The organism is Streptomyces sp. NPDC014894, from assembly GCF_043080985.1.
In the GTDB taxonomy this organism is placed as follows: domain Bacteria; phylum Actinomycetota; class Actinomycetes; order Streptomycetales; family Streptomycetaceae; genus Streptomyces.
Window position 1 is genome coordinate 513,621 of sequence record NZ_JBIBWD010000003.1, and the last position, 12,918, is coordinate 526,538.

At 71.6% G+C, this 12,918-nt stretch carries 9 protein-coding genes; 4 read left to right on the top strand and 5 right to left on the bottom strand.

Features of this window, described 5'->3' with window-relative positions; genetic code table 11:
- Positions 1-88: 88 nt before the first annotated feature.
- The 3 genes from dusB (at position 89) to ACF089_RS10135 (ending at position 5,964) form a co-directional block, all read left to right on the top strand.
- A complete protein-coding gene (gene dusB, locus ACF089_RS10125) occupies positions 89-1,297 on the top strand; it encodes a tRNA dihydrouridine synthase DusB (protein WP_392024345.1) in 1,209 nt (402 codons plus the stop codon).
- A 371-nt stretch (positions 1,298-1,668) separates the two neighbouring features.
- On the top strand, positions 1,669-4,386 hold the full coding sequence (gene ppdK, locus ACF089_RS10130) for a pyruvate, phosphate dikinase (protein WP_392024347.1): 2,718 nt from the start codon (positions 1,669-1,671) through the stop codon (positions 4,384-4,386).
- Positions 4,387-4,914: 528 nt separating this feature from the next.
- Positions 4,915-5,964 carry a DUF5937 family protein gene (locus ACF089_RS10135; RefSeq protein WP_392024350.1) on the top strand — a complete coding sequence of 350 codons (1,050 nt, stop codon included), beginning with the start codon at positions 4,915-4,917 and terminating at the stop codon, positions 5,962-5,964.
- 214 nt (positions 5,965-6,178) lie between these two features.
- Here ACF089_RS10135 and ACF089_RS10140 read toward each other — a convergent pair whose 3' ends face one another.
- Both ACF089_RS10140 and ACF089_RS10145 read right to left on the bottom strand, forming a co-directional pair.
- A complete protein-coding gene (locus ACF089_RS10140; protein ID WP_392024353.1) occupies positions 6,179-7,339 on the bottom strand; it encodes an alkaline phosphatase PhoX in 1,161 nt (386 codons plus the stop codon).
- A 146-nt stretch (positions 7,340-7,485) separates the two neighbouring features.
- Positions 7,486-9,438, bottom strand: coding sequence for an APC family permease (locus ACF089_RS10145; RefSeq protein ID WP_392024356.1), 1,953 nt, complete (start codon positions 9,436-9,438; stop codon positions 7,486-7,488).
- A gap of 193 nt (positions 9,439-9,631) precedes the next feature.
- Between ACF089_RS10145 and ACF089_RS10150 the strand changes: the two genes are divergently transcribed.
- Positions 9,632-10,306: a hypothetical protein gene (locus ACF089_RS10150; protein ID WP_392024359.1), complete on the top strand. Its 675-nt coding sequence runs from the start codon at positions 9,632-9,634 to the stop codon at positions 10,304-10,306.
- Between the two features lie 16 nt (positions 10,307-10,322).
- On the opposite strand, the gene ACF089_RS10155 is transcribed toward ACF089_RS10150, so the two are convergent.
- The 3 genes from ACF089_RS10155 to ACF089_RS10165 form a co-directional block, all read right to left on the bottom strand.
- Complete coding sequence (locus ACF089_RS10155) at positions 10,323-11,249, bottom strand: oxidoreductase (protein ID WP_392024363.1); 927 nt, start codon at positions 11,247-11,249, stop codon at positions 10,323-10,325.
- 49 nt (positions 11,250-11,298) lie between these two features.
- Complete coding sequence (locus tag ACF089_RS10160; protein ID WP_392024366.1) at positions 11,299-12,060, bottom strand: SDR family NAD(P)-dependent oxidoreductase; 762 nt, start codon at positions 12,058-12,060, stop codon at positions 11,299-11,301.
- A 254-nt stretch (positions 12,061-12,314) separates the two neighbouring features.
- Positions 12,315-12,899: a TetR/AcrR family transcriptional regulator gene (locus tag ACF089_RS10165; RefSeq protein ID WP_392024369.1), complete on the bottom strand. Its 585-nt coding sequence runs from the start codon at positions 12,897-12,899 to the stop codon at positions 12,315-12,317.
- Positions 12,900-12,918 lie beyond the last annotated feature (19 nt).

Consider the following 12,918-nt stretch of genomic DNA (forward strand, 5'->3'; position numbering starts at 1 on the left):
CCGTCCCTGTGTCCCTCTGCGCCCGTGTCCCCGTGCGCGGGACGCAAGATCGCCCCCCGGTGCCCGCGGCATACGGGACAATGGACGGATGACCACGCTCGCCCCGTCGCCGTCCGCGTCCTCCACGACGCTCACCATCGGCCCGCACGCCGTACAGCCCCCCGTGGTGCTCGCACCCATGGCCGGGATCACCAACGCGCCCTTCCGCACCCTGTGCCGGGAGTTCGCCGAGGGTGTCCGGGGCTTCGGCGGCAGCCCCGCGCGGCGGGCGGAGCCGGGCTCCAAGGGGCTCTTCGTCAGCGAGATGATCACCACTCGGGCGCTGGTCGAGCGCAATGAGAAGACCATGCAGCTGATCCACTTCGACGCCCATGAGACCCCGCGCTCGATTCAGCTGTACGGGGTGGACCCGGTCACCGTCGGCAAGGCCGTCCGCATGATCGTGGACGAGGGCCTCGCCGACCACATCGATCTGAACTTCGGCTGCCCGGTCCCCAAGGTGACCCGCAAGGGCGGCGGCTCGGCCCTTCCGTACAAGCGGCCCCTGCTGCGGGCGATCCTCCACGAGGCGGTGTCCAACGCCGGGGCGCTGCCGGTGACCATGAAGATGCGCAAGGGCATCGACGACGACCACATCACCTATCTCGACGCGGGCCGGATCGCCGTCGAGGAGGGCGTCACCGCGATCGCGCTGCACGGGCGCACCGCCGCGCAGCACTACGGCGGTACGGCGGACTGGGACGCGATCGCCCGGCTGAAGGAGCATGTCCCGGAGATCCCGGTGCTGGGCAACGGGGACATCTGGTCCGCCGACGACGCGCTGCGGATGGTCCGGGAGACCGGCTGCGACGGGGTGGTCGTGGGGCGCGGCTGTCTGGGGCGGCCCTGGCTCTTCGGCGATCTGGTGTCGGCCTTCGAGGGGACGGGCTCGGCCGCCGCGCCCACCCTGCGGGAGGTCGCGGGCGTGATGCGCCGCCACGCGGAGCTGCTGGGGGAGTGGATCGGCGACGAGACGCGCGGAGTGATCGACTTCCGTAAGCATGTGGCCTGGTATCTGAAGGGCTTCTCGGTCGGCTCCGAGATGCGCAAGCGGCTGGCGATCACCTCCTCGCTGGCGGAGCTGGACGAGGGGCTGGCGCAGCTCGATCTCGACCAGCCGTGGCCGGCGGGCGCGGACGGCCCGCGCGGGCGCACCTCGGGCAACAACCGGGTGGTGCTGCCGGACGGCTGGCTGAAGGATCCGTACGACTGCGCGGGTGTCGGCGCGGACGCGGAACTGGACACTTCGGGCGGCTGACGGTCCGCTCGGGCACGTGATTCTCGCCACCCTTGATAGACCCTCCGCTCAAATGAGCGAAATGGGGGAGGGTGCATCTCTCGGAAGGGTGGCACTGCGTGCCACCCCTCATGAGTTCACGACCCCAATCGACATCGCTCGCCCCGGCACTCTGCGTCGATATGCCGGACCCTCCCGATCGCCCTGTGTATCGATGGCTTCAAGGCTTGAAGCAGCGCACTTGGCATGACAGATCGCCCTATCCCTTTCGATCCGGTGGCGGACGAGTGGTTACGGCCGTATGACGACCAAGTGGACGTACCCAGAAGCCTTTGATCTGGGTATGTTCCTCGCCGTCAGGGCAGCCACCGAGCCTCGAGGAGTCGAGAGCCGTGTCGGAAAACAAGGATCAGCCGGTTCAGAAGTTCGTTTACGACTTCACCGAAGGAAACAGGGACCTGAAGGACCTGCTCGGTGGCAAGGGCGCGAATCTCGCTGAGATGACCAACCTCCGGCTGCCCGTCCCTCCGGGCTTCACCATCACCACCGAGGCGTGCAAGGTCTACCTGACCAGCGGCGAGGAGCCCCCCGCCCTCCGCGACGAGGTGAGTGCGCACCTCGACGCCCTGGAGCGGCGCATGGGCAAGAAGCTGGGCCAGGCGGACGATCCCCTGCTCGTCTCCGTGCGCTCGGGCGCCAAGTTCTCCATGCCCGGCATGATGGACACCGTCCTCAACATCGGTCTCTCCGACGCCTCCGTCGCCGGACTCGCCGAGCAGTCCGGCGACGAGCGCTTCGCCTGGGACTCCTACCGCCGGCTCATCCAGATGTTCGGCAAGACCGTCCTCGGCGTCGACGGCGACCTCTTCGAGGAGGAGCTGGAGGCGGCCAAGGCGGCGAAGAAGGTCTCCGTCGACACCGATCTGGACGCCGCCGATCTGAAGTCGCTGGTCAAGCGCTTCAAGGAGATCGTCAAGTCCCGTGCGGGACGCGACTTCCCCGAGGATCCGCGGGAGCAGATGGACCTCGCCGTCAAGGCGGTCTTCGAGTCCTGGAACGGCGACCGGGCCAAGCTCTACCGCCGCCAGGAGCGCATCCCCGGCGATCTGGGCACCGCCGTCAACATCTGCTCCATGGTCTTCGGCAACCTCGGCCCCGACTCGGGCACCGGCGTCGCCTTCACCCGCGACCCGGCCAGCGGCCAGCAGGGCGTCTACGGCGACTACCTCCAGAACGCGCAGGGCGAGGACGTCGTCGCGGGCATCCGCAACACCGTCCCGCTCGCCGAGCTGGAGAAGATCGACAAGACCTCGTACGACCGGCTGATGCAGATCATGGAGACGCTGGAGAACCACTACAAGGATCTCTGCGACATCGAGTTCACCATCGAGCGCGGCCAGCTGTGGATGCTCCAGACCCGGGTCGGCAAGCGGACCGCCGGGGCCGCCTTCCGGATCGCCACCCAACTCGTCGACCAGGGACTGATCGACGAGGCCGAGGCGCTCAAGCGGGTCACCGGAGCACAGCTCGCGCAGCTGATGTTCCCCCGCTTCGACGAGGACGCCCGGGGCGAACTCCTCGGCCGGGGCATCGCCGCCTCGCCCGGCGCGGCCGTCGGCAAGGCGGTCTTCGACTCGTACACCGCCATCAAATGGTCCCGCTCAGGTGAGCGGGTCATCCTCATCCGCCGGGAGACCAACCCCGACGACCTCGACGGGATGATCGCCGCCGAGGGCATCCTGACCTCGCGCGGCGGAAAGACCTCGCACGCCGCCGTCGTCGCCCGGGGCATGGGCAAGACCTGTGTCTGCGGCGCGGAGGACCTGGAGGTCGACACCAAGCGGCGGCGGATGACGGTCGGCGACCAGGTGATCGAGGAGGGCGACGTCGTCTCCATCGACGGCTCCACCGGCAAGGTCTACCTCGGCGAGGTGCCCGTCGTGCCGTCCCCGGTGGTCGAGTACTTCGAGGGGCGGATGCACGCCGGCGCGGACGACGCGGACGAACTCGTCGCCGCCGTCCACCGGATCATGGCCTACGCGGACCGGGTACGCAGGCTGCGCGTGCGGGCCAACGCCGACAACGCCGAGGACGCCCTGCGCGCCCGGCGGTTCGGGGCCCAGGGCATCGGGCTCTGCCGCACCGAGCACATGTTCCTCGGCGAGCGCCGTGAGATGGTCGAGAAGCTGATCCTCGCCGACACCGACGCCGAGCGCACCACCGCGCTGGAACAGCTGCTGCCGCTCCAGAAGAAGGACTTCATCGAGCTGTTCGAGGCGATGGACGGCCTTCCGGTGACGGTCCGGCTGCTCGACCCGCCGCTCCACGAGTTCCTGCCGGACATCACCGAGCTGTCCGTGCGGGTGGCGCTCGCCGAGTCCCGCCAGGACCACAACGAGAACGACCTCCGTCTGCTCCAGGCCGTCCACCGGCTCCATGAGCAGAACCCCATGCTGGGGCTGCGGGGCGTACGGCTCGGTCTGGTCATCCCCGGTCTCTTCGCCATGCAGGTCCGGGCGATCGCCGAGGCCACCGCCGCCCGGATCGACGCCAAGGGCGACCCGCGCGCCGAGATCATGATCCCGCTGGTCGGCACCGTCCAGGAGCTGGAGATCGTCCGGGACGAGGCCGAGCAGGTCATCGCCGAGGTCGAGGCCGCCACCGGCGCCGAACTCAAGCTCGCGCTCGGCACGATGATCGAGCTGCCGCGCGCCGCGCTGACGGCCGGACAGATCGCCGAGGCCGCCGAGTTCTTCAGCTTCGGCACCAATGACCTCACCCAGACCGTCTGGGGCTTCTCCCGCGACGATGTGGAGGCGAGCTTCTTCACCGCCTACCTGGAGAAGGGGATCTTCGGCGTCTCGCCGTTCGAGACCATCGACCGGGACGGCGTCGGATCGCTGGTGCGCAGCGCGGCGGCGGCGGGCCGGGCCACCCGGCCCGATCTGAAGCTCGGGGTCTGCGGAGAGCACGGCGGCGACCCGGAGTCGGTGCACTTCTTCCACGAGGTCGGGCTCGACTACGTCTCCTGCTCGCCCTTCCGGATCCCGGTGGCCCGTCTGGAGGCCGGGCGCGCGGCGACCCTCGCGAAGGGCTCTTCGACCATCTGACGCCGGAGCCGGCGCCGACCCGACGACCCTCACCAGGGCGGCGCGGGCTCCGGAGCACCGAGGAGGGGCGGGCGGCCTGTGCGGGGCGCCCGCCCCTCCTGTTGCACGGGCCCGGACGCCACCTTCTGTTTCTTTCGGCACTTCCGTAAAGACCCTGTGAAATAGGGGACCCGGATAGATGCATGACGCGCGTAGCCTGATCTTGACGTAACCGAAATTCTGTCGTTCGCCCCGCAAAACGGCGGGCGGGGCGCGGCCTGTGGATCCCCATCCACGGGCCGCGCCCCATTACCCCACCGGACAGGGAGCCGCACCTTCTGTCACCCGCCGCCGGATGTGCGAAGCCCCCCACGGTCTTCAGCTCATCCATCGGAGACAGAAGGAACCTGCCCGACGCCGTACAGCCTTTCGGTTCGCACCCGACCCGGGCGAGACATTTCAACTCTGGCTGAAACTCCGTGGTGACCGCCTGTGATGACGTGCATACTCAGTGATCGGGGCGATTGCGGGTGCAACAGTGGGGGTTCAGTGCTGCGTATCCATTTCACCGGCGACGACCTGGCCAGAGTGAGAATGGCCACAAGACCGGATGCCATGTGGGAAACGATTCTCAGCTTTCATCGATTGAGAGAGCGCCGCCGCGCTCAGATGTTCGGGGAATGGCGTACGGAAACCCGGACGCGGTTGAATAGTGAAACAAGCCTCCTCTCCGCTCTGGTGCCGCCCCGGGGCTATTTCCCGGACTTTCTCACCCCGCCCGAAGGCAGCGGCGGCCTGGAGGCCGGGCTTGAGGCGATCCGCGCGACGGAGGTCCGGCGGCTCGATTCCGAACTGACTCTCGTGTCAGCAGGGAGCACCCCCGAACGGAAGACCGACCGTTCGGCCGAGCGGAGCGCCGAGCGCGCCGCCGAGCGCGCCGGACGGCTCGCCGGACTCGCCGAGGGCCGGCCCGAGCCGCTCGCCCGGCTCGTCTCGGTGCTGCGCAGCTACCACCGCGCCGCCATCGAGCCCTATTGGGCGCACATCCAGGCCCGGGTGGAGGCGGACCGCGCCGTACGCGGCCGGGCGCTGCTCGACGGCGGCGCGGGCGAACTCCTCGGCTCGCTGCCGCCCGTGCTGCGCTGGCGCGCCCCGGTGCTGGAGGCGGACTACCCCGTCGACCGCGAAGTCTGCCTGAACGGGCGGGGACTCCTCCTCCAGCCCTCGTTCTTCTGCCGGGGCATGCCGGTGGTTCTGCGCGACGCCGGGCTGCCGCCGATCCTCGTCTACCCCGCCGCCCACACCCCCGAGCCAGCCTTCGGCGAGACCGGCGGCACCGCGCTGGGCCCCTCCCTGGGCCGGCTCGTGGGCCACACCCGCTCGGCCGTCCTCCAGGCCATCCGCTACGGCTGCACCACCAGCGAACTCGCCCGCAGGGCCGGTGTCTCGCTCGCCTCCGCCAGCCAGCACGCGGCCGTCCTGCGGGAGGCCGGACTGGTGATGACGCTGCGCCACGGCAACGCGGTCCTCCACACGCTGACCCCGCTGGGCGCCGCCCTGCTGCGGGGCGGCGCACCGGCGGAGGCGACCGGCTGCTGAGCCGGGACGGGGGCCGAGGGGGCCCGGCCCGGGACGGCCGAGGCCGGGGACTGCCGAGGCCGGGGGCGAGACCGGGACCAGGACCGGCGGGACCAGGACCGGCGGGACCGGGACCGGGGCCAGGACCAGGACCGGGGCCAGGACCAGGGCCAGCGGGGCCAGGACCGGGGCCGGCGGGATCAGGGCCGGAGACCCGGCCCCGGGCGCGGCCGGCTCAGACCCGGAACGGCCCGCTCACCTCGTAGGTGATCCCGCCCGACGACGAACCCCGCGTACCCCGCTGGCTGGAGAAGTACAGCCGGCCGCCGTCCGGGGCGAACGCCGGGCCGGTGATCTCCGACCGCGACTGGCCCTCCACCCGCAGAAAGGGCGCGACCTCGCCGCCCGGAGTGATCACACAGATCTCCATCGTGCCGCCGTCCTCCGCCACATACAGATCGCCCGAGGCGCTGCCCGTGACATTGTCGACCCCGGTCAGCGGCCCGCCCCCGCTCACCAGGGAGTCGTCGTAGGCCAGCTCATAGGTGTCGTCCTCCACGTTCAGCCGCCAGACCCGGTCGTCGCCCTTGGTGGTGAACCACACCGTGTCGTCGGCGTAGTGGCACCCCTCCCCGCCCCGGAACCGCTTCGCCCCCGGGACCTGATCACGGGTCACGGTCGGCGAACCCCCGGGATCGGGCACATCCGCCCAGCCGAAGGAGCCCGAGCTTTGGCCGCCCGCCGTGAGCACCTGGAGCGTGCCGGAGGAGAGCGTCCCCCAGACCGTCGGGACGAACCGGTACAGACAGCCGTCGGACTCGTCCTCCGTCAGATACACCACCCGGCGTACGGGGTCGGCCGCCGCGGCCTCGTGCTTGAACCGGCCCATCGCGTCCTGGCGCACCGCCGCCCGCACCCCCCACGGATCGGTCTCCCAGACATAGCCGCGGCCGACCTCCTCGCAGGAGAGCCAGGTGTTCCAGGGAGTCTTCCCGCCCGCGCAGTTCTGCCGGGTGTTCGACAGGATCCGGTGCGCGCCGGTGATCGCGCCGGAGCCGTCGAAGACCACCGCGCTCGCCCCGCCCGACGGATCGATCTCCGAATTGGAGACATAGATCCACCCGGCCCCGTCCGCGAAGCACGCCCCGCCGTCGGGGGCGCTGTGCCAGCGATAGCCGGTCCCGGCGACCGGCTCGCCCGAGCGGGCCACCACCCGGCCCGTGAAGCCGCTCGGCAGCGCGAGACCCGACGCGTCGGCGGGCAGCAGCGGGCCGTACGGGCCGGGGCCCGGCTGCGCGGTGCCCGCCTGGGCCGCGCCGCGCCACAGCGAGCCGCCGAGGGCGGCCGCGGCCGATACGCCGACGACCGCTGTCCGCAGAAAACTCCGACGTTCCATACATCGCTCCAGAGCACTGGTGACGACCCGCGCCGCCGGGCGGCGGCGCGGGATCGCGCGACGAGGGAATCCGGAGGCGGCTCATTGACGGTGCGTCAATCCGCGCTGACCTCCGCAGGCCGGATGGCCGAAACAACTGGGCGTTTCTACGGATTCCGGGACTTCGACGCCTGCTCAGTATCGGTGAGCCGGAAGCGCAGACGGCAGATCACCGCCTCCGTGTCCCGGCGCACCGCGTGCGCCAGCACCGCCCCGCGCTGATTCTGGAGCAGCCGCTGCCACAGCCGTTCGGGCTCCACCTCCGCTATCAGCACGGTGACACGGGTGCCGGGGTGGTACCGGTGGATCCGGCGTACGTACTCCGACACCGGCCGGCCGATCGTCCGGTGCTCCGAGTGCAGCTCCACCAGGTCGATGCCCGGATTCCACCGCTCCCAGTCCCGGCGCAGCGCCCTCGACTCCGCACGGTCCTCCGCGTCCGGGTGGGTGACGGTGACCGCGCGCACCTCGTCCCCCAGCGAGACCGCCGCGTTCACCGCCTCGCACGTCAACCGGGACAGATGCGACACCGGCACGATCACCAGTGACCGCTCCCGGCGCGGCGGCTGCGGCACCAGCCCCAGACCGATGCGCTCGTCGATGCGCCCATAGGCGCGGTGGACCCGCTCGAAGAGCACCACCAGCGCGGGCAGAGCGATCACTATCAGCCAAGCTCCCTCGGTGAACTTGGTGGCCGTGACCACGATCGCGCTCACCCCGGTGAGGACCGCCCCCAGCCCGTTGAGCGCCGCCTTCAGCCGCCACCGGCCGGTCCGCCGCACCCGCCAGTGGATCACCATGCCGGTCTGGCAGACGGTGAAGCCCACGAAGACCCCGATCGCGAAGAGCGGCACCAGGGTGTTGGTGTCGCCGCCGGAGAAGAGCAGCAGCAGCGCCGCGACGGCGGCGAGCACCGCCACACCGTGCCGGTGCACCTCCCGGTCGGCCTTCAGCCGGAAGAGATGCGGCAGATGGTTGTCCCGGGCGAGCAGCGACATCAGCACCGGCAGCCCGCCGAAGGAGGTGTTCGCCGCCAGCGCCAGCAGCACCACGGTCGCGAACTGCACCACATAGAAGCCCCAGCCGTGGCCGAGCGAGGCGTCGGCGAGCTGGGCCAGCACCGTCACCCCCTCGACCGGCTGGAGATGGAAACGGCCGATGAGGACCGAGAGCCCGATCAGCATCACGCCCAGCAGCACGCCGAGCGTGACCTCGGTGCGCTGGGCGCGCCGGACGGCCGGGGCGCGGAAGGACGGCACCGCGTTCGCCACCGCCTCCACCCCGGTCAGCGCGGAGCAGCCGGAGGCGAACGCCTTGAGCAGCAGCAGCGCCCCGACCGTGGTGGCGCTCTCGCCGAGCGCCGAGGCATGGCCGGCGGCGGCCTCCGTGGAGACCGGGGCCGTACGGAAGAGCCCCACCGCGATCAGGGTGAGGATCGAGCCGACGAAGACGGCGGTCGGCACGACGAACGCCTTCGCCGAATCGACGATTCCGCGCAGATTCACCCCGGTGACCAGCACCAGGACGCCGAGACACAGCGGCAGCCGGTGCTCGTACAGACCGGGGAGGGCGGAGGTGAGCGCGGCGACTCCGGCGGTGACGGAGACCGCCACGTTCAGTACGTAGTCGAGGATCAGCGAGGCCGCCGCGACCAGTCCGGTGCGCCGGCCCAGATGGGCCCGGGCCACGGCGTAGGAGCCGCCGCCGTCCGGGAAGGCGGCGATGACCTGGCGGTACGAGGCGACGAGCACGGCCAGCAGGACGGCGATGGCCAGGGTGACGGGGAGGGTGTGGCCGAGTCCGACGCCGCCGGCGGCGGCCAGGACGAGGACGATGGCCTCGGGGCCGTACGCCACCGACGCCATCGCGTCGAGGGAGAGGGCGGCCAGGCCCTGGAGCGTGGTGAGCCGGTGGCGCTCGCCGGGGTCCGCCTGGGCGCCGCACTCGGGCCCGGGCTCGGCGGCGGCCTCGGATTCGGCGGCGGGCTCGGACGCGGTGCCGGGTGTGCTGGGCGTTTCGGGTTCGCCGGATCTTCCGGAGGGGGTGGAGAGCGTGGTCATCGGGGCGAACCTCCGGTGCTGGAGCCAGGAGCCTCAGCGTGAGGTCGGTGTTTTCCTCCGGCGGGCCCTCTTGTCGTGTCCCTTGCGCGCACGCGGCCGGTCTTCACACGGCCTTGACGCGCCGCGTAGAGAACCCGTCAGCGCTCGCCCCGGGCACGGCCGGCGCCCGTCCCGGGGCCCTACCGTCCCGCCCATGGAGAGCGCGAGCGAGAGCGGGCCCGAGAGCCCCGGCGGCCGACCGACGGGCCCCGACGGGTCCGGGTCCGGACCCGGAGATGCGTACGGGCACGCGTACGGGCAGGTGTACGGGGACGGGTGCGGGCGCGAGGACCGGCGCGGGGACGCGGACGGAGGCGGGGACGCGGGCGCGGTGCTCGCCGAGGACCGGGGCTGGGTGAACGATCTCTGGGCCGCCGCCTTCTGCGCCCTCAGCCTGATCGTCCTCCTCCATCTCGTGGACCTCGCCGCCGGCACCGTCGAAGCCGGCCGCACCGCCCTCTGGACGATCCTCGCCGCCGCCCTCTTCGCGGTCCTCTACCCGCCCCGGGTGACGGCCGGTCACGACTGGCTCTCCGTACGCGGACTGCTCGGCGAGCGCCGGGTGAGCACCGATCTCCTCACCCAGGTCGCCCGCAGGGGCGGGGTCGCCCAGCGGATCGTCCTGAGGGACGTCCGCGGCCGCCGGGTCGAGGTGGACCCGATGACCCTGGCCGCCAATCCGCTGCTCTGGCACGAGCTGGACCGGGGAGCCCGCAAGGCGCGGGACCGCGGTCTGCTGCGCTCCGGCTCGGCGGTGCTCCGCTCGCTCTCCGACCGGATCGAGTCCGACACCGCACGCGGCGTCTTCGAGGTCTCGGGCCTCCGGTAGCGCCGCCCTACGGCCTCTAGCGCGCGAGCCCCTCGTACACCACCCCGGTGAGCTGCTCCGACGCCACCCACAGCCGCTCGCCCGCCACATCGTCGCGGGTCCAGCCGGTGCGCCAGGAGGGAGCGGGCGCGCCGCGCCAGCCGAGGCGGCCGGGGCCGGTGAAGGAGTCGGGGCGCACTCCGGGGGCGGTCGCCGCGTACAGCGTCGGACGGGCGCCCGCCGTCGCCGACTGCGCGAAGAGCCGGTTCCCGAGGTTCATGATCTGTTCGGTCAGCCTGCGCCCCTCCATGCGCGGGCCGGCGCCCTGGAGATTGGTGGACGCGTAGCCGGGGTGGGCCGAGGCGGCGACCACATCGGATCCGGCCGCCGCCAGCCGCCGCGCCAGCTCGTGCGTGAAGAGCAGATTCGCCGTCTTGGAACGGGCGTAGGCGATCCACTTGCGGTACTGGTGCTCGCTGTTGAGATCGCCCATGTCCAGATCGGCCAGCGCGTGCAGACCGCTGGAGACGGTCACCACGCGCGCGCCCCCGGCGCCGAGCAGCTTCGGCAGCAGCAGCCCGGTGAGCGCGAAGTGGCCGAGGTGATTGACGCCGAACTGGGTCTCGAACCCGTCGGCGGTCCGGCCCTGCGGGAGGGCCATCACCCCGGCGTTGTTGATCAGTAGATCAAGCCGCTCGTACGGGTAACCGGCGGCGAACTCCCGTACGGAGGCGAGGTCTCCGAGGTCCAGCCGCCGGTATTCCGCCTCGGCGCCCGGCAGCGCCCGCCGGATCCGCGCCTCGGCCCGGCGGCCGCGCTCCTCGCTGCGGCAGGCGAGCACCACACGGGCGCCCGCCCGGGCCAGTTCCCGGGCCGTGATCAGCCCGATGCCGCTGTTGGCCCCGGTGACCACGGCCGTACGTCCGCGCTGATCCGCCATGTCGCTGGTGTGCCGGCCCGCCATCGCACTCGCCCTTCGAAGCCCGTCGTCTGGGCGATCAGCGTAGGAGCCGTCAGGCCGAGGAGCCACTGTCCACGACGAGATCGGAGCCCACGACCGATCCCGCGTCGTCCGAGGCGAGATAGAGGACGGCGGCGGCGACCTCCCCGGCGGTGGCGGCCCGGCCGAGCGGGTTCTCGCTCTTCAGCCGCTCCGTGCGGTCGGCCTCGGTCTCGCCCGGCATCAGCGACATGGGCCCTTCCGACGCTCCGGGGCTGACCGCGTTGATCCGGATGCCCTCGGCGATGTGGTCGAGGGCGGCGGCGCGGGTGAGCGCCGAGACGGCGGCCTTGGAGGTGATGTACGCGGCGGCGTTCGGGATCCGCGCGTGCGCGCCGAGGTTGGAGGAGATGTTGACGATCGCGCCGCCGCCGTTCTGCCGCATCTGCGCCACCTGGTGCTTCATCGCCAGCCAGACGCCGGTGACATTGGTGCGCAGCACCGTCTCCCAGTCGCCCTCGCCGATGTCGGCGGCGGGCTCGAAGCCCCGGAACACGCCCGCGTTGTTGACGGCGACGTCCAGGCCGCCGAAGCGGGCGACGGCCGCCCGGACCAGGGCGCGCACCTGGTCGGGGCGGGTGACGTCGGCGGTGACCGCGATCGCGGAGCCGCCGGCGTGCTCGATCAGCTTGACGGTCTCCTCCAGGGTCGCGGCGGTGCGGCCGGCGGCCACCACGGAGGCGCCCTCGGCGGCGAACGCGAGGGCGATGGCGCGGCCGAGGCCGGTGCCGGCGCCGGTGACGAGGACGGTCTTGCCGCTGAAGCGATCGGACATGGTGTCAGTCTCCCGAGATGAGTTCTGCGGAGCGGTTCTTCTGAGGCTTTAGTGGAATGATCGGTTTAATATGAGGGCAGGGGGCAGGGGCGCCTGGTGCTTCGGCTGCCCGGGCGCGACTGGGTGTTTGAGCGTTCAGGTGTATGAGCGTGCGGGTGGTCGGGTGTTTCGACGCCTGGTGCCTGGTGCCTGGTGCCTGGTGTTCGGCGCCTGGCGTCGTGTGCCGGCCGGGTGCGGGGCGCGGCCGCGGCCGGTCAGTCCAGCAGGGTCAGCGCCTGTTCGGCCGCGTCGGTGACCCGGGCCGGGTCGGCGCTCGCCTTGCCGACGATCCGCGCCCCCTGCATCAGCACCAGCAGCATCCGGGCCAGCGCGCGCGGATCCCGGTCCGCCGGCAGCTCGCCCTGGGACTGCGCCCGGATCAGCGACGAATGCAGGAGAGTCTCTATCTGGTCCCAGCTCAGCTCGACCCTGCGGGCCGCCGCCGGATCGTGCGGGGCCAGCTCGGCGGCGGTGTTGGTGACCAGGCACCCGCGCAGCCGCCGTTCGGCGTCCCCGCACTCGGCGGCGAACTGCCGTACCGCCCGCCGTATCCCCGGCAGCGCGGGGCCGGGCGCGGAGAGCGTCTCGACCAGCCGGGCCGTGGCCGTCTGCGCGTACCGGTCCATCGATCTCAGATACAGCTCGTGCTTGCTGCCGAAGGTGGCGTAGATGCTGGCGCGGCCGATGCCGAGGTGCTCGACGAGATCCGCCATCGAGGTCGCCTCGTAGCCCCGCCGCCAGAACAGCTCAAGGGCGGACTGGAGTGCGGCGTCCGGATCGAATTCCTTGGTTCTGGACACAAGATCACGGTAGCTCAAT

Coding starts and splice junctions, on each gene's coding strand:
- dusB (WP_392024345.1), top strand. CDS start 89: ATGACCACGCTCGCCCCGTCGCCGTCCGCGTCCTCCACGACGCTCACC.
- ACF089_RS10140 (WP_392024353.1), bottom strand. CDS start 7,339: ATGGAACGTCGGAGTTTTCTGCGGACAGCGGTCGTCGGCGTATCGGCC.
- ACF089_RS10145 (WP_392024356.1), bottom strand. CDS start 9,438: ATGACCACGCTCTCCACCCCCTCCGGAAGATCCGGCGAACCCGAAACG.
- ACF089_RS10150 (WP_392024359.1), top strand. CDS start 9,632: ATGGAGAGCGCGAGCGAGAGCGGGCCCGAGAGCCCCGGCGGCCGACCG.
- ACF089_RS10155 (WP_392024363.1), bottom strand. CDS start 11,249: ATGGCGGGCCGGCACACCAGCGACATGGCGGATCAGCGCGGACGTACG.
- ACF089_RS10160 (WP_392024366.1), bottom strand. CDS start 12,060: ATGTCCGATCGCTTCAGCGGCAAGACCGTCCTCGTCACCGGCGCCGGC.